The sequence below is a fragment of the Amycolatopsis sp. NPDC050768 genome, assembly GCF_040654155.1.
In the GTDB taxonomy this organism is placed as follows: domain Bacteria; phylum Actinomycetota; class Actinomycetes; order Mycobacteriales; family Pseudonocardiaceae; genus Amycolatopsis.
On record NZ_JBFAHL010000028.1, the window covers coordinates 74,468 to 94,844 of the forward strand.

Below are 20,377 nucleotides of genomic sequence, written 5' to 3' on the forward strand. Positions count from 1 at the left end.
GCTCAGCCCCGCCCGCCGCCGAGGCGGTACCCGACGCCGCGGACGGTCTCGATCAGCGCCGGGCGCCCGAGTTTCGTGCGCAACGTGGCCACGTGGACGTCGAGCGAACGGCTCTCCGCCGCGCCCCGATGGCCCCACACCTCGGTGAGCACGTGCTCGCGCGAGCACACCGAGCCACGCGCGCCCGCGACGAGCGCGAGGACCTGGAACTCCTTGCGGGACAAGGCGATCGACTGCCCGGCCACGAGAACCTCGTGGCGCGCGAGGTCGATGCTCACGTCGCCGACCTCGATCACCGGCGCGGGCCCGTCGGTGCGCTCGCCACGACGGCGTCGCACGGCTTCGACGCGCGCGAGCAGCTCCTCCACGTCGTAGGGCTTCACGAGGTAGTCGTCGGCGCCCGCGCGCAGCCCCTGCACCCGGTCGTCGACCTCGCCGCGCGCCGACACCACGATCACGGCGACGTCGCTGACCGCGCGGATGCGCCGGCACAGCACCACGCCGTCGACGTCGGGCAGCCCGAGGTCGAGCAGCACCACGTCCACGTCGTGCACGCGGTCCAGCACGCCGGCGCCCGAGGCCAGCCGTTGCATCTCCAGGCCGCGCCGCGTCAGCGCGGGCACGAGGGCGCCCGCGACCCGGTCGTCGTCCTCCACCAGCAGCACCCGCACCGCTCGCCTCCCCCGGTGATCCAGCCCACGGTAGCGAGGAACTCTAGGGGGCACCCGCCAGCGACCACGACAGGGCACGAAGGTTCACTCTCCGTCACTCTTCTGGCTCGCATCGCGTGATCACCGAATGCGGTCGTGGCTAGGCTGAGCAGGGCGGAAGGCCGCCGACCAGCCCGGACGGCGCCGGAAGTCGATACGTACTTGAAACCCTAAGTATTGCTCAAGCCGCCTTTACAAAGGGTCCGACGGGAGTAGGTTTCCGCCATCGACGTGGGATCCGGTCCCGCAGATGCCGGTTGTGAAGGAGCTCTGGAGGCCAAGATGACCGCGGAGGTGGCGGCGCCGATGATCAAGGCGACCGCCGTGAACAAGTTCTTCGGCGACCTGCACGTGCTGAAGGAGATCAACCTCGAGGTGCCTCGCGGCCAAGTGGTGGTCGTGCTCGGGCCGTCCGGGTCGGGCAAGTCGACGCTGTGCCGCGCCATCAACCGGCTGGAGCCGATCAACGCGGGCGAGATCGCCGTCGACGGTGTGGCCCTGCCGGCCGAAGGCAAGGCGCTCGCGGCGTTGCGCGCGGACGTCGGCATGGTTTTCCAGTCGTTCAACCTGTTCGCGCACAAGACGATCCTCGAGAACGTGATGCTCGCGCCGGTGAAGGTCCGCAAGATGTCCTCGGCCGACGCGCGCAAGACCGCCATGGAACTGCTGGAGCGGGTCGGCATCGCGAACCAGGCGGACAAGTACCCGGCCCAGCTCTCGGGCGGCCAGCAGCAGCGCGTGGCCATCGCCCGGGCGCTCGCGATGCGCCCCAAGGTGATGCTGTTCGACGAGCCGACCTCGGCACTGGACCCGGAGATGGTCCAGGAGGTGCTCGACGTGATGACCGGCCTGGCCAAGGACGGCATGACCATGCTCGTGGTCACCCACGAAATGGGGTTCGCCCGCCGGGCAGCTAATCGGGTGATCTTCATGGACGACGGCGAGATCGTCGAGGACACCACGCCGGACGTGTTCTTCACCCAGCCGAAGAGCGACCGGGCGAAGGACTTCCTCGGCAAGATCCTCACCCACTGACGATTACCGGATTTTCCCCGGCACCTGCCGTACCCGGTGGCCGCACCGGCCATACCGACGACAGATACAGGAGACACGTTATGAGGATCCGCACCCTCGCGGCAGGGCTGCTCGCCGGCGGCCTGCTGCTGACCGCTTGCGGCAAGGAAGGCACGCCCGCGGCCCCCGGTGGCGACACCAGTGGCGCGAACACCGCCGCCCTGCCGACCTACACCGTGGCGCAGAACGTCGACCTGGCCGGCTCGCCGGTCTTCGCGAAGATCAAGTCGGCCGGCACCGTCACCGTCGGCGTCAAGGACGACCAGCCGGGCCTCGGCCAGAAGGACCCGACGACGGGCCAGTTCCAGGGCTTCGACATCGAGATCGCCCGGATGGTGGCCGCCGGTCTCGGCATCGCCCCGGACAAGATCAAGTTCACCACGGTCGACTCGGCCGCGCGTGAGCAGGCCATCGCCAACGGCCAGGTCGACTACTACGTCGGCACCTACACGATCACCGACAAGCGCAAGAACCTGGTCTCGTTCGCCGGGCCGTACTTCCAGGCCGGTCAGGACCTGCTGGTGCGCGCTGACGACACGTCGATCACCGGCCCGGAAACGTTGAAGGGCAAGAAGGTCTGCTCGGCGACGGGGTCGACCCCGATCCAGCGCGTGCGCGACCAGGGCCTGACGGAGCCGGGCAACATCGTCGAGTTCCAGAAGTACTCGCAGTGCGTGGACAAGCTGCTGACCAAGGAGGTCGACGCCGTCACCACGGACGACGCGATCCTCAAGGGCTACGCGGCGCAGGACAAGGCGAACCTGAAGGTCGTCGGCAAGCCGTTCTCGCAGGAGCCCTACGGCATCGGCCTGAACAAGGACGACAAGGTGCTGCGCACGAAGATCGACGACCTGCTGCAGGCCAGCCTCGACGACGGCACGTGGCAGAAGATCTACGACGCCACCCTCGGCCAGTCCGGTGCGACCGCGACGAAGCCGACCATCCAGCGCTACTGATCCGGTTTCACGGCCGGTGGACGGGGTCTCCGTCCACCGGCCGCTCCACGTAATCTTCCGGCCCACGGACGCGGGGAAGGCTCCATGGACGTCCTGCTCGACAATCTGGACCTCTTCGGTCCGTTCTTCCTGCGCACGATCGAACTGTTCCTCATCTCCGCCGTCGGCAGCCTCGTGTTCGGCACGATCCTGGCGATGCTGCGGGTGAGCCCGGTTCCGGTGTTCCGCGCGATCGGCACGGCCTACGTCACCATCGTGCGCAACACACCGCTCACGCTGGTGTTCGCGTTCTTCGTGTTCGCCTACCCGCTGCTGGACATCGTCAGGATCGACTACTTCACCGCCGCGGTGGTGTCGCTGACGGTGTACACGTCCGCGTTCATCTGCGAGGTCGTGCGCTCGGGCATCAACACCGTGCCGGTCGGCCAGGCCGAGGCGGCGCGCGCACTCGGCCTCACCTTCGGCCAGATCCTCGGCCAGGTCGTGCTGCCGCAGTCGCTGCGGTCGGTCGTGCCGCCCCTGATCAGCACGCTGATCGCGCTGCTCAAGAACAGCACGATCGCGGGCGGGTTCTCCGTCGCCGAGGCGGGTGCGATACGCCAGTACATCTCCGAGCGCGGCGACAGCCAGCTGGTCGCCCTCCTGTGGGTGGCGCTCGGGTTCATCATCCTGGTCGCAGTGCTGTCGTTCGTTCAGCGCAGCCTGGAGAAGCGCTGGAGCGTGGCCCGATGAGCAACGTCCTGTTCGACGTCCCCGGCCCGAAGTCGCGGGTACGGCACCGTATCTACGCCGGGATCGGCATCCTCCTGGTGATCGCCCTGATCGCTTTCGTGGTCTTCAGCTTCGCCGACAGCGGCCAGTTCACCCCGCAGAAGTGGGCGTGGCTGGAGTACTCGCAGGTGCAGTCGGACCTCGCCAACGCCGTGCTCGCCACGCTCGAGGCGTTCGCACTCGGAGCGGTATTCGCCCTGATCTTCGGCGCGGTTTTCGCCGCCGGACGGCTGTCCGAGCACACGTGGATCCGCGGGATCTCCACGTTCGTCGTGGAGTTCTTCCGCGCGATCCCGCTGCTGATCCTGATGTTCCTCTTCTACTACGGCCTGCCGACGGTCGGCGTCGACACCTCGCCGCTGTTCGCCGTGGTGCTGGGCTTGACGCTGTACAACGGTTCCGTGCTCGCGGAGATCTTCCGCGCCGGCATCAACTCGCTGCCGAAGGGCCAGTCGGAAGCGGCGTACGCGCTGGGCATGCGCAAGACGCAGGTCATGTTCACGGTGCTGCTGCCGCAGGCGATCCGCGCGATGCTGCCGACGATCATCAGCCAGCTCGTGGTGCTGCTCAAGGACACCGCGCTCGGGTTCCTCGTCACCTACCCCGAACTGCTGTACTACGCGCGCTACATCGGCTCGCAGGGTGCGTTCGGGCGCCCGATCGTGCCGTCGACCATCGTGGCGGCCGGCATCTACATCGTGATGTGCCTGCTGCTGACGCTGCTCGCGACGTGGGCCGAGAAGCGCAACCGGCGGAGCAAGAAGCACATCGAAACGACGAACAACAAGGCGGATCAGGTCATGCTCGGCAACGCCGCGGGCGGTGGTTTCGTCGGCGGCGGTGTCTGACGAACGAGGTACCCGGAAAGGCCCCCGCACCTGCGGGGGCTTTTTTCGTGCGCTGCTCCGGACGCACCTGTCGGGACGCCGGGTCGCGGGTTAGCGTCGAAGGGCAGCCGCCGCCAGGCAGGAGCCCGCCCGTGCCCGAATCTCCCGAACCGGCCCACTGGACCCCCGCCGACCGCGCCGAGACCGACGCCGTGCTGACGGCCGCCGGTCCCCCGGCCGGCCGCTGGGTGCTGGTGGTGGGTAGCGGCACCGGTGTTCACGCCCGGCTGTTCCGCTCGGCCGGCGCTTCCCGCGTGGTCGGGGTCGACGCGGACCGCTCGCTGATCGCGCAGGCCCAGCGGCAGGAGGAACGCGACCCGCTGGGGATCTCCTACGAGGTGCACGAGCCGCTGAAGCTGCCGGTGATCGGCGACTTCGACGTGGTGGTCGCCTTCGGTGTCACTGGTCCGCTCGACGCGTTGCTCGCGCGTCTGGCCGCGAACCTGACGAGTGGCGGGTTGCTCGTCCTGTCTTACTTCGGTGCCGCCGATCCGGCGATGGAGGCCTTCGCCGACGCGGGGTTGCACTCGGTCGGGCAGCAGCCCGTCGTGGCGCCGGTTCCCGGTGATCCGCGGTTCGTGGTGCTGACCGCCCGGCATCCCTAGCCGTGGTCCAAGGGGCCGAGGTCCCGGGTCCACTCAGGATGGCCGAGGACGTCCGTGCTGTCGGCCCACTGGTCGACCGCCCCGATGGCGCCCGGGCGGAGGGCGTCGGCGAAGCGGGCGGCGCCCAGGACTCGGTAGGGGCGCTCGTGGAAGCCGCGGACCTGGGGGTCGAGGGGTTCGGTGAGGCCGAGCTGATTGTGGTGCGCGGCAACGGTTTCATACGCCGCGACCAGGTGGGTCTCGCGCCGGCGCCATTCGAGGGCGGCCAGGGCGCCCGTGAGGTGCGGTGTCAGGGCCGGCGCGAGGGGCAGGCGAGCGAACGCGCTGCCGAGCCATTTCGAGTACGGCGGGTACCGGCGGCCCATCAGGAGGCACAGGCGCATGAGGTCCCGCACCAGGCGCGCGGCGACGACGGCCGAGCCGAGCTCGTCGCCGACCTCGCCGCATCGGCCGACGAAGGGCTCTTCCTGCGCGATGCGGCGCCACTGCCCGGCGAGGACCTCGCGCCACACGTCGTCGGGGTACCAGGCCAGGACGGCCCTGAGCGCGTCGAGGCGACCGAGGCCGTCGTGGAAGACGGCGCCGCCGGTGAGCTCGGCGAGGGTCTGCGTGGGGGTGGTGAGCCACTCGCGCCGGGACAAGGTTTTCCCGGGGACGAAGCCGAGGAAGGCACTGAACCACGTGTCGATGTCGGCGATCTCCACTGCGTGGCGGACCGGGCCGCCGGCGGGGGCCATGCGCGTCGTCGGATCGCCTTCGTTGTCGGCGAAGTGCGTGGAGTAGCCGAGGAACTCCCGCGGCAGCTCGTCGGCGAGCAGTTCGGTGAGCCCGGCCGGTTCGTCGACGAACAGTTGCAGGCGCGGGCCCCAGTCGTGGTCGGTGGAGCGCGCGGTGTCGAAGCCGAGGACGTCGGAGCCGCGGCCGAGGAGGGCCGCGGAGTAGGTGACGCCGCGCCGTTCGAGGATCGGGCGCACGGCGTCGGCGTGGAAGCAGCGGGCGAGCTCGAGACCGGGCAGGAAGTCCACGTCGGCGAGTGTGTCGCGTTCGGTGGCAGCGCGGCGAGGGGTTTTCAGCGCACTCGTCGTCCGGCTTGCCAGACAGCACGGATGCGACCGGCGAGGTCGGTGACGTCCACGGCGGGGCCGTCGAGCAGCACGAGGTCCGCGCGCAGGCCCGGGGCGACGCGGCCGCGGTCGTCGAGGCGCAGGAGGCGGGCGGCGTCGCTCGTGGCGGCGCGCAGGGCGCCCGTGGCGCCGAGACCGGCGGCGGCGAGGAGGCGCAGCTCGGTCAGCAAGTCGACATGAGGACGCGGCGCGAGGTCCGAGCCGGCGGCGATCGGGAGGCCCGCTTCGACCGCCAGGGCGAGGGAGCGGCGGTGGGTTTCGCCGTGTTCGGCCGGGATCGGAGCGAGGGTGGGCACGTACCAGCAGTCGTGTTCGCGCATCGCGGCGACGGCTTGTTCGTCGAGGAACACCCCGTGTTCGATGCTGCGCACGCCGGCACGGGCGGCGGCTGTTGCTGCGGCGGCCGTGTGCGCGTGGGCCATCACGTCGCGACCGGCGCGGCGGGCTTCGTCGGCGACGGCGTGGAGCTCTTCGTCGGTGGGGCGAACGTCGCGCCCTTCGGCGAGCGCGGCCATGGAACCGCCGGCGCCGAGCTTCACCCAGTCGGCGCCCGCGCGCACCATCCGCCGCACGGCCGCGCGCGCCTGCTCCGGGCCGTCGAACACCGCGTCGGGCAGGGCGGGATCGTCGATGCGATCGAGGCGGCCGGTGTCCGCGTCCCACCAGTCCCCGAGCCCACCCGTCGGCGACAGCTGGCGGAGGCTGACGAGCAGGTCGGGGCCTTCGATCCAGCCTTCTTCCAACGCGTGCTTGAAACCGATGTCGGCACCCCAGGCGTCGCGGACGGTCGTGATGCCTCTCGTCCGTAGGCGGCGCAGTGTGGCGACCGCTTCGAGGATCCGCGTGCTGCGGGGAAGTCCTGCGTTGCCGGGGAAAGCGACGTGGCCGTGGCAGTCGATCAGGCCAGGGATGAGGAGTCCGCCGTCGCCGTCGTAGGGATTCGGACCGTCCGCATCGGACCCTACTGCGGTGATTCGCTCGTCTACGAGCACGTTCGCCGCTTCGGTGGTGCCCAAGTCGGGGTCGAACACCCGGACGTTCTCGATGAGCACGCCACCGACCTCAAGCACTGAGTTCCGCCGCTGCCAACGCGATCGTCTCCTCGGCCAACGGCGCGAGCTCCGGTTCGCGGGCGGCGGCCGCGCGGGAGAGCCGCGTGACGTCGTCGACCCACCGTCCCGTGGCCGTGTCCGGCTCGCCGATTCGCGCGAAACCCCGCTCCAGCAGGCCGGTCGCGTCGGCCGGTCGGCCGCGGGCGACGGCTTTGATCGCGCCGAGGGCGTTGGCCAAGGCGCTCGCCGGACGGGACCACTCGCCGTCGCGGGCGTGCACGGCGGGGTCGCCCGGCCCGGGATCGGCGACCGCCGACGCTTCCCGTAGCGCCAGATCGAGGCGCCAGAACAGCGGCACCCCCGCGAACCGCACGAACAGCAGCCGCCGTTGCGACGAGCGGAAGAAGTCCGGCGAAGTGCGCACGGCGGCGACCGGGCGCACGCGTTCCAGAACCGCTCGGACGTCGGCCACGCAGGCGGGCACGCGCCCGTCGGGGACGACCCACTCCACGTCGATGTCGCTGAACGCGTCGGCGGTGCCGGCCGCGAGCGAGCCCCGCAACCGGGCCCGCGAGCCCGGGCACGCAGCGGCCAGCGCGGTGACGACGGCGCCGGCCAGCTGCGCGCGGGTCACCTGCGGAAGAGCTTGTTGCCCAGCCACACGATCGGGTCGTACTTCCGGTCGGCGACCCGCTCCTTCATCGGGATGAGCGCGTTGTCCGTGATGTGGATGCCTTCCGGGCAGACCTCGCTGCAGCACTTCGTGATGTTGCAGTACCCGAGCCCGTGCTCCTCCTGCGCGGCGTCACGACGGTCCGCGACGTCGAGCGGGTGCATTTCCAGCTCGGCGATGCGCATCAGGTACCGCGGCCCCGCGAACGACTCCTTGTTCTCCTCGTGGTCGCGCACGACGTGGCAGGTGTTCTGGCACAGGAAGCACTCGATGCACTTGCGGAACTCCTGCGAGCGCTCGACGTCGACCTGCTGCATCCGGTACTCCCCCGGCTTCAGGTCCGGGGGCGGGGTGAACGAGGGGATCTCGCGCGCCTTGGTGTAGTTGAAGGACACGTCCGTCACGAGGTCGCGGATCACGGGGAACGCGCGCATCGGCGTGACCGTGATGACCTCCTCCTCGGTGAACGTCGACATGCGCGTCATGCACATCAGGCGCGGTTTGCCGTTCACCTCGGCCGAGCAGGAGCCGCACTTGCCCGCCTTGCAGTTCCAGCGCACGGCGAGATCCGAGGCCTGCGTGGCCTGCAAGCGGTGGATGATGTCGAGGACGACCTCGCCCTCGTTCACCTCCACCTTGAAGTCCTGCAGCTCGCCGCCGGTCGCGTCGCCGCGCCACACCCGGAAACTGGCCTTGTAGCTCACGCGTTCCTCCCGGAGTGGTTCTCCAGTTCGGCGTCGGTGAAGTACTTGCCGAGCTCGTCGAGCTCAAACAGCTCGAGCAGGTCCTCCCGGAGGGGAATCTGCTCCTTCTCCACCACGTCGACGTCCGGTACCACGGGATTGTCCCCCGCCCGCGCCGCGCACACCAGCAGCTTGTGCCGCCAATCGGCGTCCATGCTGGGGTAGTCGTCGCGCGTGTGGCCGCCGCGGCTTTCGGTGCGCAGCAGCGCCGCACGGGCGACGCACTCGCTCACCAGCAGCATGTTGCGCAGGTCCACGGCGAGGTGCCAGCCGGGGTTGAACTGCCGGTGGCCCTCCACGGTCACCTGCGCCATGCGCTGCCGGATCTCGCCGAGCTTCTCGAGCGCCTCGCGGATCTCGCCGGCCTTGCGGATGATGCCGACGAGGTCGTTCATCGACTGCTGAAGCTCGGTGTGCAACGTGTACGGGTTCTCGGCCACGCCCTTGGCCGGCGGGTCGAACGGCTCCAGCGCCATCTTCGCGGCGGCGTCCACATCGGACTCGGCAACCTGAGGCCGCCCGTCGCCCAGACCGTCCACATAAGACGCGGCGCCGAGGCCCGCGCGGCGGCCGAACACCAGCAGGTCCGACAGCGAGTTGCCACCGAGGCGGTTGGAGCCGTGCATCCCGCCGGAGCACTCCCCCGCCGCGAACAGGCCGGGCACGCTCGCCGCGCCCGTGTCCGGCTCGACCTCGATGCCGCCCATCACGTAGTGACAGGTCGGCCCGACCTCCATGGCCTCCTTGGTGATGTCGACGTCGGCCAGTTCCTTGAACTGGTGGTACATCGACGGCAGCCGGCGCCGGATCTCCTCCGCGGGCAGGCGACTCGCGATGTCGAGGTAGACGCCGCCGTGCGGGGAGCCACGGCCCTCCTTGACCTCGGAGTTGATCGCGCGCGCCACCTCGTCGCGCGGCAGCAGGTCGGGCGTGCGGCGGTTGTTGTCGGCGTCGGCGTACCAGCGGTCGGCCTCGTCCTCGCTGTCCGCGTACTGGCCCTTGAACACGTCGGGCACGTACTCGAACATGAACCGCTTGTCCTCGGAGTTCTTGAGCACGCCGCCGTCACCGCGCACGCCTTCGGTGACGAGGATGCCCTTCACGCTCGGCGGCCAGACCATCCCCGTGGGGTGGAACTGCACGAACTCCATGTTGATCAGCTTCGCGCCCGCGCGCAAGGCCAGCGCGTGGCCGTCGCCGGTGTACTCCCACGAGTTCGACGTGACCTTGAACGACTTGCCGATGCCCCCCGTCGCGAGCACCACAGCGGGTGCGTCGAACAGGATGAACCGCCCGCTCTCGCGCCAGTAGCCGAACGCGCCGGCGATCTTGCCGTCGGTCAGGAGCAGCTCCGTGACGGTGCACTCGGCGAAGACCTTGATCCGCGCCTCGTAGTCGCCGTACTTCGCGAAATCCTCCTGCTGCAGCGAAACGATCTTCTGCTGCATCGTGCGAATCAGCTCGAGCCCCGTGCGGTCACCGACGTGCGCGAGGCGCGGGTAGGTGTGGCCGCCGAAGTTGCGCTGGCTGATGCGCCCGTCGGCCGTGCGGTCGAACAGCGCGCCGTAGCTCTCCAGCTCCCAGACGCGGTCCGGGGCCTCCTTGGCGTGCAGCTCGGCCATGCGCCAGTTGTTGAGGAACTTGCCGCCGCGCATGGTGTCGCGGAAGTGCACCTGCCAGTTGTCGTTCGGGTTCGCGTTGCCCATCGACGCCGCGCAGCCGCCTTCGGCCATCACGGTGTGGGCCTTGCCGAACAGGGACTTGCACACCACAGCGACGCTGAAACCGCGTTCGCGCGCCTCGATCACCGCGCGCAGACCGGCGCCGCCGGCACCGATCACCACCACGTCGTAGCTGTGCCGTTCGACTTCGGTCATGAATAGAGCCACCTCGGAGCTGGGACGCCGTTGTCTTGAAGTACTGCCGGAGATGAGGGTGCCGACGCTAGCCGACGAAACGCAGATCCGCGATGGCACCGCTTGCCACGAGCATCACGTAGAGGTCGGTCAGCACCAGCGTGCCGAGCGTGGTCCACGCGAGGTTCATGTGCCGGGTGTTGAGCTTCGAGACCTGCGTCCAGACCCAGTACCGGACGGGGTGTTTCGAGAAGTGCTTCAGCCTGCCGCCGGTGACGTGCCGGCACGAGTGGCAGGAGAGCGTGTACGCCCAGAGCAGCACCACGTTGGCGACGATGATGATGTTGCCCAGCCCGAAGCCGAACCCGCTGGGGCTCTGGAACGCGACCACGGCGTCGTAGGTGTTGACCAGCGACACGATCACCGCGACGTAGAAGAAGTAGCGGTGCACGTTCTGGATGATCAGCGGCAGCTTCGTCTCGCCGGTGTACTTCCCGTGCGGCTCGGCCACGGCGCACGCGGGCGGCGAGAACCAGACCGAGCGGTAGTACGCCTTGCGGTAGTAGTAGCAGGTCAGGCGGAAGCCGAGCAGGAACGGCAGGACCAGCGCCCCGAGCGGGATCCAGCTCGGGAAGTCGCCGAACCAGTGCCCGAAGTGGCTCGAGCCTTCGACGCAGGAGGTGGACACGCACGGCGAGTAGAACGGCGTCAGGTAGTGGTAGTCGGGCACCCAGTACGCGGTGCGCACGAAGGCGCGAACGGTCGCGTAGATGATGAAGGTCGCCAACCCCAGCACGGTGAGCAGGGGTTGCAGCCACCACCGGTCGGTGCGCAACGTCCGGTCGGCCAAAAGCGCCCGCCCCGGGGAGCGGACGCCGGTGCCGGCCCGGCTGACGTCGTTGTCAGCGGGAGCGCTCACCGCTGGTCGCGCTTGTAGCCGCCAACACCCTCGTCATCGGCGCCTTGCCACAACGCCGGATCGTAAGGCGTGTCCGGGACGGGCACGCGGTCCACGGGTTTCGCCTGCGCCGGCACGGCGTGCGGGTGGCCGTCCAGCTCCGCGGTGTCGATGTCGAGGCGCTCGACATCGTTGGCCAGCCGGCGCACCGCCGACGCGTCGCCGTACCGAGAGCGCAGGGCGCCCACGCACTGCCGCAACTGGCCGATGGTGCGCCGCAGTTCGGCGAGCTCTGTGGTGGACATCGGGAGCCTCCCTGTTCGGTGGGGCTGACAGGAACCGGGTGACGATCACTTTCGCCACGTACGACTCTGCCTTGCGTTGTGCTATGTGACAAGTAGCACATTCCTTAGCGTATTGCCTCTTGACCTTGGGAGTCGACCCCTCTCGGGGCGTGTCTTGGAGTGCAGGCCGTGAGTAGGCCGTCGGGGCGCTGGTCAGGCGGTGGACGGCGAGGCGAGTTGCAGTCCGGACACGTCGGCGAGCACAGCTGAGACGGCGGTGTCAGAGCGGTGTCAGGGCCGTGTCAGCCGAGGCCGCCAGAGTGGTGCCCACGACCACCACGAGAGGAAGTCCCATGAGCCAGACGGTGTCCGTCCCGCAGGGGTTGCCGATGGAGCGCGACGCGGGGCCGTTCGATCCGCCGCGGGAGATCACGCGGTTGCGGGAGGCGCGGCCGGTCAGTCCGATGCTCTTCCCGGACGGGCACGAGGGCTGGCTGGTCACCGGGTACGACGAGGTGCGGCAGCTGCTGGCCGACACGCGGTTCAGCTCGCGGCAGGACCTGGGAGTCATGCACGTGCCCTACGAGACGCCCGGGATGCCGGTCGCCACGGAGCCGTCGCCGCAGGTTCCCGGGTTGTTCATCGCCATGGATCCGCCGGATCACACGCGGCTGCGGCGCAAGCTGACGGGCGCGTTCACCGTCAAGCGGATGAAGCAGCTGGAGGACCACATCGCCGAGGTCGTGGAGCGGCAGCTGGACGCGATGGCGCAGCTGACCCCGACGGTGGACCTCGTCAAGGAATTCGCGTTGCCGGTGCCGTCGCTGGTGATCTGCGAGCTGCTGGGCGTGCCGTACGAGGATCGGGCCGATTTCCAGGCCAACTCCGCGAAGTTCCTGGTCAAGGAGCAGGAGCTCGAGGAAAAGATGGCGGCCTACGGTGCGCTGACCACGTACCTCGGCAATCTGGTGGCGGGTAAGCGCGCCGAGCCCGGTGACGACATCCTTTCGGATCTGGCCCGGCAGGACGACCTCAGCATCGAGGAGCTGACCGGCATCGCGTTCCTGCTGCTGCTCGCCGGCCACGAGACCACCGCGAACATGCTGGCGCTCGGCACGTTCGCGCTGCTGGAGCACCCCGAGCAGCTGGCCGAGCTGCGCGCCGACCCGGAGCTGCTGCCCGGGGCCGTCGAGGAGCTCATGCGGTACCTGTCGGTGGTCGACATCAACTTCCGCTACGCCACCGAAGACCTCGAACTCGGCGGCGAGACGATCCCGGCCGGCTCGACCGTCGTCGTCTCGACGCTGGCCGCCAACCACGACCCGCGGCGCTTCGAGAACCCCGACACGCTGGACATCCGCCGCAACTCGCGCGGCCAGCTGGCCTTCGGCCACGGAGTGCATCAGTGCCTCGGCCAGCAGCTGGCCCGCATCGAGATGCGCGCCGGGTTCGCGGCGCTGCTGCGGCGCTTCCCGACGCTGCAGCTCGCCATCCCCGCTGACCAGGTGAAACTCCGGACGGACATGAACATCTACGGCGTCCACGAGCTGCCTGTCACCTGGACGACCACGGCCTCGTGAACCCCGAACAAGCGAGCCGCACCCGACACACGGGTGCGGCTCGCTGTTTCCCGGCGGTTTACTGAATCGATTTTGATAACCCGGCCCACACCGGCTACCGTGGTGGCCGTCACGTTCCTGAGACGCCAGTGCTGCCGTCCCGCGGACCCCACCACCCAGTGAGCCGGGAGCCGGACATGAGCAGCACACCCGACACGACGGTGCATCCCGTCGTCGCCGAGGTCACCGCCCGCATCGTCGAACGCAGCGCGGAAACGCGCGCCGCCCACCTCGCGCGTAGCGGCGCCGCCCACGAAGAAGGCCCGGTGCGCCGCGGTCTCGCGTGCAGCAACCTCGCCCACGGGTTCGCCGCGATGGACGGCGTGGACAAGGCGGCACTGCGCGAGCTGCGCGCGCCGGGCGTCGCGATCGTGTCGTCCTACAACGATCTGCTGTCGGCGCACCAGCCGATGCAGGAGTACCCCGCGTGGCTGAAGAAGTCGGTGCGTGCGGCGGGCGGAGTCGCGCAGTTCGCGGGCGGCGTGCCCGCGATGTGCGACGGGGTCACGCAGGGGCGGCCGGGCATGGAGCTGTCACTGTTCAGCCGCGAGGTGATCGCGATGGCGACGGCGATCGCCCTGTCCCACGACCTGTTCGACGCTTCGCTGCTGCTGGGCGTGTGCGACAAGATCGTGCCCGGGCTGCTGATCGGCGCGCTGTCGTTCGGGCACCTGCCGGCGATCCTCGTGCCGGCCGGGCCGATGAACTCCGGCTTGCCCAACAAGGAAAAAGCCCGCGTGCGTCAGCTGTACGCCGAGGGTCTCGCAACACGTGAGGACCTGCTCGACGCGGAGGCGGCGTCGTACCACTCGGCCGGCACGTGCACCTTCTACGGCACCGCGAACTCGAACCAAATGGTCGTCGAGGTGATGGGCCTGCACCTGCCGGGCGCGAGCTTCGTGCCGCCCAACACGCCGCTGCGCCAAGCCCTCACCGAAGAGGCCGGCCGGCGCGTGGTCGAGCTGTCGCGCGGCGAGTCGTACACGCCGGTTTCCCTGGTGCTGGACGAAAAAGCGTTCGTCAACGGCATCGTCGCGCTGCTCGCCACGGGTGGTTCGACCAACCACACGATGCACCTCGTCGCGATCGCCGCGGCGGCGGGCATCCAGCTGACGTGGGACGACTTCTCGGACCTCTCGGCCGTCGTGCCGCTGCTGGCGCGCGTGTACCCGAACGGCAGCGCGGACATCAACCACTTCCACGCTGCCGGCGGCATTCAGTTCCTGGTCGGCACTCTGCTCGACGCCGGGTTCCTGCACGAGGACGTGCACACCGTCGCCGGGTTCGGGCTGCGTCGCTACACGCAGGAGCCGATCCTGTCCGACGGCGAGCTGGTGTGGCGCGACGTGCCCACCCGCAGCCTCGACGAGGACGTGCTGCGCCCGGTGTGGCGGCCGTTCGCGCCGGACGGCGGGCTGCGCATGGTCGCCGGCAACCTCGGCCGGGCCGTGACGAAGGTGTCGGCGGTGGCGCCGGAGCACCGCGTGGTGCAGGCGCCGGCGCGGGTGTTCACGTCGCAGGAGGCGTTCGCGGTCGCGTTCGAGGCCGGCGAGCTGGATCGCGACGTCGTGGTGGTCCTGCGGCAGCAGGGGCCGCAGGCCAACGGCATGCCGGAGCTGCACGGCCTCACGCCGGCGCTGGGTGTGCTGATGGACCGCGGTTTCCAGGTCGCGCTGGTCACCGACGGGCGCATGTCGGGCGCGTCGGGCAAGATCCCGGCGGCCATCCAGGTCACGCCGGAGGCCGCGGTGGGTGGGCCGATCGCCCGGATCGCCGACGGTGACGTCGTCCGATTCGACGCGCGCTCCGGCACGCTCGACGTGCTGGTCGACGCCGACGAGTTCGCACGTCGTGATCTTCTGGACGCACCGCCGGCTTTCGTGGAAGGCACCGGACGGGAGCTGTTCGGCGCGCTGCGCCGCGCGGTGGGTCCCGCCGACCAGGGCGCGAGCGTGTTCGGCCCGCTGACGGCGGAGCTGGACCTGCTCCGCGACGCCCCCGCCGGGCGGGGCACACTCGGACTGCCGTTGCACACCTTGGAAACCCAGGAGGTCGGTCAGTGACCACCGGTTCGGACCTGCTCGCCCTTTCGCCCGTGATGCCCGTGGTCGTGATCGACGATGTCGACGACGCAGTGCCCACCGCGCGCGCGTTGCTCGATGGCGGGATCGGGGTGATCGAGCTGACCCTGCGCACGCCGGTCGCGCTCGCCGCGATCGAGCGCGTGGCCGCGGAGGTGCCGGACATTGTCGTGGGCGCGGGCACCGTGACGTCGCCGGCTCAGGCCGCGCAGGCGGCCGACGCCGGCGCGAAGTTCCTGGTGACGCCGGGCTGCACCGACGCCGTCCTCGACGCCTGTTTCGCCACGGGCCTGCCGTTCCTGCCGGGTGCCGCGACGGTGTCCGAGGCAATGCGCTTGGCCGAGCGTGGCCTGACGGCGTTGAAGTTCTTCCCGGCGGAGGCCAGCGGCGGAGTGGCGTACCTGAAGTCGCTGACGGGTCCGTTGCCGGACTTGCGCTTCTGCCCGACCGGCGGGATCACCGTGGACTCGGCGCCGTCGTACCTGGCGCTGCCGAACGTCGGCTGCCTCGGCGGCTCGTGGCTGACGCCGGCGAAGCTGTTGGCCGCCAAGGACTTCGGGACGGTCGAGAAGCTGGCCACCGAGGCCGCCGCGCTGCGCGGCTGAGGTTCGCGCTGCCGTTCTCTGCGCGGGGCGGGGAACGGCAGGGCCGCTCGCTTCGGAACAAGTAGCTCCGGGGCGGTTCAGTCGATGGTGGCGTCGTCCAGCAGGCTGGATTCGGCGCCGAACTCGCGGAGCTCGTCGCGGATGACGGTGTAGGCGAGACCCTGCGGGTAGCCCTTGCGGCCGAGGAAGCCGAGGAGGCGGCGGATGGCCGTCTGCTCGTCGACGTTGCCGAGGGAGCCCAGGCGTTTGCGGACGAGTTCGCGGGCCCGCTGCTCCTCCGCCTCGCGGTCGACCTCGCCGGCGGCCTGCGTGGCGATCTCGTCGTCGACGCCCTTGCGACGCAGCTCGGCGACGAGCGCCGTGCGGGAGAGGCCCTGGCCGGCGTGCCGGGCCTTGACCCACATCTCGGCGAACTCGGCGTCGTTGACGAGGCCGGCGCGGTCGAGTTTGCCGAGCAGGGTTTCGATGGTGTCGTCGTCGAAACCCTTGCGCCGCAACGTCTGCCGCAGTTCGTCGACAGTTCGCGGGCGCGCCGCCAGGAGATCGAAGCAGATCTCCTTGGCTTTCTTGGCCCGCTCCTCCGGCGGCAGCTCCGCCGGTTCCACCTTCGGCGCCCTCGCCACTACGCCCTTCCTCTCTCACACACTCCCGCCCCGCCGCGCCCTCTCCGCCCGACGAAGCACCATCACTCCCCCACCACCCGGGCCGACCCGGCCACGCGGGCGAACTCACCTCACCAACGCAACCCCGCCGGGGGTCCAGGGGGCTTGCCCCCTGGCGGGGGTGTGGGGGTTCGACCCCCACAGGACACCTGAATCGATCCGCTGGGTGAGCGCGTTTCGCGAACGCAACTCACCCTTCCGATCGACTTCAGAAGTCGACTGGCGCCGGAACCGCAGCTTCGGCGACCTCGGCGTCGACCTGCGCGCCGATGCCCAGCTTCTCCTTGATGCGCTTCTCGATCTCGTTGGCGATGTCCGGGTTGTCGCGCAGGAACTTCCGCGCGTTTTCCTTGCCCTGGCCGAGCTGGTCGCCCTCGTAGGTGTACCAGGCGCCGGACTTGCGCAGGATGCCCTGGTCGACGCCCATGTCGATGAGCGAGCCTTCGCGGGAGACGCCGTGGCCGTAGAGGATGTCGAACTCGGCCTGCTTGAAGGGCGGGGCCATCTTGTTCTTCACGACCTTGACGCGGGTGCGGTTGCCGACCGGCTCGCCGCCGTCCTTGAGCGTCTCGATGCGGCGCACGTCGAGGCGGATCGAGGCGTAGAACTTCAGCGCCTTACCACCGGTCGTGGTCTCCGGGGAGCCGAACATGACGCCGATCTTCTCGCGCAGCTGGTTGATGAAGATCGCGGTGGTGCCGGAGTTGTTCATCGCACCGGTCATCTTGCGCAGCGCCTGGCTCATCAGGCGGGCCTGGAGGCCGACGTGCGAGTCGCCCATCTCGCCCTCGATCTCGGCGCGCGGCACGAGCGCGGCCACGGAGTCGATGACCAGGATGTCGAGCGCGCCGGAGCGGATCAGCATGTCCGCGATCTCCAGCGCTTGCTCACCGGTGTCCGGCTGGGAAACGAGCAGCGCGTCGGTGTCCACGCCGAGCTTCTTGGCGTACTCCGGGTCCAGCGCGTGCTCCGCGTCGATGAACGCCGCGATGCCGCCGTTCTTCTGCGCGTTCGCCACCGCGTGCAGGGCGACCGTGGTCTTACCGGAGGACTCCGGGCCGTAGATCTCGACGACGCGGCCGCGGGGCAGCCCCCCGATGCCGAGCGCGACGTCGAGGGCGATCGCACCGGTGGGGATCACGGCGATGGGCGCGCGACCCTCTTCGCCGAGGCGCATCACCGAGCCCTTGCCGTACTGCTTGTCGATCTGCGCAAGGGCAAGCTCGAGCGCCTTGTCCTTGTCGGGTGCTGCTGGCATTGGGGTCCACCTCGCTGGTTGGCCTGTGTGGCTTGTTCGGTTGTCCAGATCAAGCTCTGTCCGGTCCGACGCTACGGGGAGGGACCGACAATTCCCGGCACGGCGACCGATCTGTGGATCGCCGGCCCCCGGTGTGCACAACACTGTAGACGAACAAGTGTTCGAGGGTTGTGGCGACACACCCGTCCGCTAGGGTTTTTCGCCCTGCCGAGCTCCCCTTCCCCGGGGCGAACCAGGAAACCGCAGGTCAGCGCCGCTCCGACGGGATGTCGAAGGCTTCGCACACCTCGCGCCAGATCTGCTTCGCCGAGATCCCCGCAGCCAGAGCCTGGTCGATGGTCTTCCCGCCGAGCCCGCTGAGCACGTGGTCCTGGGCCAGGACCTCGGCCCGCCCGGGGCCGAACTCGTCCGCCATGAGCCGCCGGAACACCGTGATACGCATCGGCCGAATGCTAGCTCGCGGCCTCGCCGGCGGCGCGAACGGGCCGTTCGCGCCGCGGCAGCGAACGAAACCCTCTCACTCGCCGGGCTGCACGCTCTGCTCGAAGTAGTCCGCCAGCGTCCCTGGGGTCGGCGCAGCGCCCTGACCTGCGGAATTGACCTGGTAGATGAAGCCGACGAGCGGCCGGTCGGACACAGTGAACACCAGCACCGCCGCGTTCTGCCCGGCCGCCGACGAGTAGTGGCCCTCCAGCCCGTTGCCCTTCCACGCGGCCTCGACGCGGTCGCCGCCGGCGGAGGCGAGCAGCCCGTCCGTGTACTGCTTCAGCACGGCGGCCGACGTGCCTTGCACGTACGTCACCTGCGAGCCGGCGCGGCCCGGCGCCGCGCACGTCGAGGTGGCGCCGAGGCTCTGCGCGGGCGCGGCGGGGCCGTTGCCCATGCCCGGGCGGCAGCCGCCGGTGTCGGCGATCTTCCCCGCGAGCTGGCGCAGGCACCCGGTGAGGCCCTGTGCGTCGGCCTGCCCGGGCGTGCGGCACTGGTCCGCGGTGTAGGTCTGCGCCGAAGAAGACGACGTCAGGAACACCGTCAGCCCCGCCGCGAGAACCACGACCACCGCCGCAGCGACGCCGATCCACAGCTTCGCGCGGCTCTTCTTCTTCGCCGGGGCAGTGGCGGCGGTGGCGGGCGAGTACGTCGGGAAGTTCGACGGCGCCGGCCCCGCCGGGAACGACGGCCGCGCGTACCCTGCCGGAGGCTGCCGCGGGGGCGGCGGCGGATACCCACCAGGCGCATACGCGGGCGCACCGGCCGCGACCTGACCTTCCACGTTCTGCGTCCGCATCGACAGCCCGTCGCGCGCCACGTGCTGCGCGCCCAGCGCCACGGCCGTCTCCGGCTGGTCGAGGCTCGCGGGTACGACGCCGAGCTTCTCCGCGATCATCGAGCCGACCAGCGGCAGCCGGCTCGACCCGCCGACCAGGTAGATGCCCGCGAGACGATCCGGCGTCAGCCCGGCCGCCCGCAGCGTGCGCGCGAGCAGCTCCACGCTGCGCAGCATCGCCGGGCGCACCAGACCTTCGAGTTCTCCGCGCGTGACCAGCACGTCCTTGAACGGCTCCGGCATCGGTACCTCGGTCTGCGGGTGCCGCGACAGCGCCTCCTTGGCCGCCTTCACGTCCTCCTGCAACGCGCGCCGCGTGCGCCGGTCCGCCGTGGACTCCGGCCGCAGAAGGCGTTGCCAGCGCTGGGGATCCGAGTGCGAGACCTCGCGCCCGACGTGCACCATCAGCGCCTGGTCGACGTCGAGGCCGCCGAGGTCGGGCAGGCCGTCCTCGGCGAGCACGACGTAGCCGTTCTGCGTCGCGCCGACCACGGCGACGTCGAACGTGCCGGCGCCCAGGTCGTACACCGCGAGCGCCTGGCCGGGCGCGAGCCCCTTGCCCGGGAACGACGCAAAGTGCGCGGCCGCGGCGACGGGTTCGGGCACCAGGACCACGCTCGCGCCGATGCCCGCGAGCCGCGCCGAGGACAGCAGGACGTTGCGGCGCACCGGCCCCCACTGCGCGGGGTGCGTGAGGCGGACCTCGTCGGGCTGCTCGCCGCCGAGCTGGCGCGTGGTCTCGTCGAGCACGCGGCGCAGGATCGCGGCGAGCGCTTCGTTGACGGGCACGACGTCGGTGCCCAGCAGCAGCGTCTGCTCGTCGATGCGGCGCTTCGGGTTGGGCTCGAAGCGGGTGGGGTCCAGGCGGGCGCGGCGTTCGGCGTCGCGGCCCACCATGATCGTGCCGTCCTCGCCGGCGAAGATCGCCGAGGGCATGTTGGCCGAGCCGTCCACCTCGACGACCCGCGGCGGCCTGCCGTGCGCCGAAAGGACGGCGACGGTGTTGGACGTCCCCAGGTCCACCGACAGGATCCGCACTTCGATTCCCCCTACACATAGCTGCGCTGGCGTGATGCTCCCATGCGAAGGGCTTCGGTGTTTTTGGCCCCGGCTTCGCCGGGGCGTGCGAGATCGCCTTTGAGCCGGCTTCCGGATGGGGCGGTCGGATCGGCCGGGGGCCGATCGCACCGCCCCA

The 20,377-nt window shown here is 70.1% G+C and carries 20 protein-coding genes; 8 read left to right on the forward strand and 12 right to left on the reverse strand.

Going from position 1 to position 20,377, the window contains the following annotated elements:
* Positions 1–2: 2 nt before the first annotated feature.
* Positions 3–671: a response regulator transcription factor gene (locus AB0H62_RS47360; protein ID WP_220238098.1), complete on the reverse strand. Its 669-nt coding sequence runs from the start codon at positions 669–671 to the stop codon at positions 3–5.
* A gap of 345 nt (positions 672–1,016) precedes the next feature.
* On the opposite strand from AB0H62_RS47360, the gene AB0H62_RS47365 reads away from it, so the two are divergent.
* The 5 genes from AB0H62_RS47365 (at position 1,017) to AB0H62_RS47385 (ending at position 5,003) form a co-directional block, all read left to right on the forward strand.
* Entirely contained in the window at positions 1,017–1,745 is a 729-nt protein-coding gene (locus AB0H62_RS47365; RefSeq protein WP_360592645.1) for an amino acid ABC transporter ATP-binding protein, read from the forward strand.
* Positions 1,746–1,825: 80 nt separating this feature from the next.
* Complete coding sequence (locus AB0H62_RS47370) at positions 1,826–2,740, forward strand: glutamate ABC transporter substrate-binding protein (RefSeq protein WP_220238097.1); 915 nt, start codon at positions 1,826–1,828, stop codon at positions 2,738–2,740.
* A gap of 84 nt (positions 2,741–2,824) precedes the next feature.
* Positions 2,825–3,472 carry an amino acid ABC transporter permease gene (locus AB0H62_RS47375; RefSeq protein ID WP_220238096.1) on the forward strand — a complete coding sequence of 216 codons (648 nt, stop codon included), beginning with the start codon at positions 2,825–2,827 and terminating at the stop codon, positions 3,470–3,472.
* Positions 3,469–4,359, forward strand: coding sequence for an amino acid ABC transporter permease (locus AB0H62_RS47380; RefSeq protein ID WP_220238095.1), 891 nt, complete (start codon positions 3,469–3,471; stop codon positions 4,357–4,359). Before AB0H62_RS47375 ends, AB0H62_RS47380 begins: the two co-directional genes overlap by 4 nt.
* Before the next feature lie 131 nt (positions 4,360–4,490).
* A complete protein-coding gene (locus AB0H62_RS47385) occupies positions 4,491–5,003 on the forward strand; it encodes a class I SAM-dependent methyltransferase (RefSeq protein WP_360592639.1) in 513 nt (170 codons plus the stop codon).
* Here AB0H62_RS47385 and AB0H62_RS47390 read toward each other — a convergent pair.
* The 7 genes from AB0H62_RS47390 to AB0H62_RS47420 form a co-directional block, all read right to left on the reverse strand.
* Entirely contained in the window at positions 5,000–6,028 is a 1,029-nt protein-coding gene (locus tag AB0H62_RS47390) for a DUF4037 domain-containing protein (RefSeq protein ID WP_360592640.1), read from the reverse strand. The two genes, AB0H62_RS47385 and AB0H62_RS47390, sit on opposite strands and share 4 nt — an antisense overlap.
* Positions 6,029–6,072: 44 nt before the next feature.
* Entirely contained in the window at positions 6,073–7,179 is a 1,107-nt protein-coding gene (locus AB0H62_RS47395; protein ID WP_360592641.1) for an amidohydrolase family protein, read from the reverse strand.
* Between the two features lie 10 nt (positions 7,180–7,189).
* Positions 7,190–7,813 (reverse strand): hypothetical protein, encoded by a 624-nt coding sequence (locus AB0H62_RS47400; RefSeq protein WP_360592642.1) that lies wholly within the window; start codon positions 7,811–7,813, stop codon positions 7,190–7,192.
* The gene (locus tag AB0H62_RS47405; protein ID WP_220238090.1) at positions 7,810–8,556 is read right to left on the reverse strand and encodes a succinate dehydrogenase/fumarate reductase iron-sulfur subunit; all 747 of its coding nucleotides are present in this window, start codon (positions 8,554–8,556) and stop codon (positions 7,810–7,812) included. The genes AB0H62_RS47400 and AB0H62_RS47405 overlap by 4 nt, the downstream gene beginning before the upstream one ends.
* Entirely contained in the window at positions 8,553–10,472 is a 1,920-nt protein-coding gene (locus AB0H62_RS47410; RefSeq protein ID WP_360592643.1) for a fumarate reductase/succinate dehydrogenase flavoprotein subunit, read from the reverse strand. The genes AB0H62_RS47405 and AB0H62_RS47410 overlap by 4 nt, the downstream gene beginning before the upstream one ends.
* A 67-nt stretch (positions 10,473–10,539) precedes the next feature.
* Positions 10,540–11,370 (reverse strand): hypothetical protein, encoded by an 831-nt coding sequence (locus tag AB0H62_RS47415; protein WP_220238088.1) that lies wholly within the window; start codon positions 11,368–11,370, stop codon positions 10,540–10,542.
* A complete protein-coding gene (locus AB0H62_RS47420; RefSeq protein ID WP_220238087.1) occupies positions 11,367–11,654 on the reverse strand; it encodes a hypothetical protein in 288 nt (95 codons plus the stop codon). The genes AB0H62_RS47415 and AB0H62_RS47420 overlap by 4 nt, the downstream gene beginning before the upstream one ends.
* A gap of 332 nt (positions 11,655–11,986) precedes the next feature.
* On the opposite strand from AB0H62_RS47420, the gene AB0H62_RS47425 reads away from it, so the two are divergent.
* From AB0H62_RS47425 to eda, 3 genes are all read left to right on the forward strand, one after another.
* Positions 11,987–13,213, forward strand: a complete 1,227-nt coding sequence (locus AB0H62_RS47425; RefSeq protein WP_220238086.1) for a cytochrome P450 — start codon at positions 11,987–11,989, stop codon at positions 13,211–13,213.
* Between the two features lie 176 nt (positions 13,214–13,389).
* Entirely contained in the window at positions 13,390–15,315 is a 1,926-nt protein-coding gene (gene edd, locus AB0H62_RS47430; RefSeq protein WP_266118354.1) for a phosphogluconate dehydratase, read from the forward strand.
* Positions 15,312–15,938, forward strand: coding sequence for a bifunctional 4-hydroxy-2-oxoglutarate aldolase/2-dehydro-3-deoxy-phosphogluconate aldolase (gene eda / locus AB0H62_RS47435; RefSeq protein WP_220238084.1), 627 nt, complete (start codon positions 15,312–15,314; stop codon positions 15,936–15,938). The genes edd and eda overlap by 4 nt, the downstream gene beginning before the upstream one ends.
* A gap of 77 nt (positions 15,939–16,015) precedes the next feature.
* Here eda and AB0H62_RS47440 read toward each other — a convergent pair whose 3' ends face one another.
* The 4 genes from AB0H62_RS47440 to AB0H62_RS47455 form a co-directional block, all read right to left on the reverse strand.
* Positions 16,016–16,543, reverse strand: coding sequence for a regulatory protein RecX (locus tag AB0H62_RS47440; protein ID WP_220247485.1), 528 nt, complete (start codon positions 16,541–16,543; stop codon positions 16,016–16,018).
* Positions 16,544–16,808: 265 nt separating this feature from the next.
* Positions 16,809–17,858, reverse strand: a complete 1,050-nt coding sequence (recA, locus tag AB0H62_RS47445; RefSeq protein WP_220238083.1) for a recombinase RecA — start codon at positions 17,856–17,858, stop codon at positions 16,809–16,811.
* A 247-nt stretch (positions 17,859–18,105) separates the two neighbouring features.
* Entirely contained in the window at positions 18,106–18,300 is a 195-nt protein-coding gene (locus tag AB0H62_RS47450; RefSeq protein WP_220238082.1) for a DUF3046 domain-containing protein, read from the reverse strand.
* Between the two features lie 75 nt (positions 18,301–18,375).
* Positions 18,376–20,220: an Hsp70 family protein gene (locus AB0H62_RS47455; protein WP_266118353.1), complete on the reverse strand. Its 1,845-nt coding sequence runs from the start codon at positions 20,218–20,220 to the stop codon at positions 18,376–18,378.
* Positions 20,221–20,377: the final 157 nt, after the last annotated feature.

Bases quoted from the DNA above. Each gene is read 5' to 3' on its own strand.
- AB0H62_RS47365 (WP_360592645.1), top strand. From the start codon at position 1,017: ATGATCAAGGCGACCGCCGTGAACAAGTTCTTCGGCGACCTGCACGTG.
- AB0H62_RS47370 (WP_220238097.1), top strand. From the start codon at position 1,826: ATGAGGATCCGCACCCTCGCGGCAGGGCTGCTCGCCGGCGGCCTGCTG.
- AB0H62_RS47375 (WP_220238096.1), top strand. From the start codon at position 2,825: ATGGACGTCCTGCTCGACAATCTGGACCTCTTCGGTCCGTTCTTCCTG.
- AB0H62_RS47380 (WP_220238095.1), top strand. From the start codon at position 3,469: ATGAGCAACGTCCTGTTCGACGTCCCCGGCCCGAAGTCGCGGGTACGG.
- AB0H62_RS47410 (WP_360592643.1), bottom strand. From the start codon at position 10,472: ATGACCGAAGTCGAACGGCACAGCTACGACGTGGTGGTGATCGGTGCC.
- AB0H62_RS47420 (WP_220238087.1), bottom strand. From the start codon at position 11,654: ATGTCCACCACAGAGCTCGCCGAACTGCGGCGCACCATCGGCCAGTTG.
- AB0H62_RS47425 (WP_220238086.1), top strand. From the start codon at position 11,987: ATGAGCCAGACGGTGTCCGTCCCGCAGGGGTTGCCGATGGAGCGCGAC.
- edd (WP_266118354.1), top strand. From the start codon at position 13,390: ATGAGCAGCACACCCGACACGACGGTGCATCCCGTCGTCGCCGAGGTC.
- recA (WP_220238083.1), bottom strand. From the start codon at position 17,858: ATGCCAGCAGCACCCGACAAGGACAAGGCGCTCGAGCTTGCCCTTGCG.
- AB0H62_RS47450 (WP_220238082.1), bottom strand. From the start codon at position 18,300: ATGCGTATCACGGTGTTCCGGCGGCTCATGGCGGACGAGTTCGGCCCC.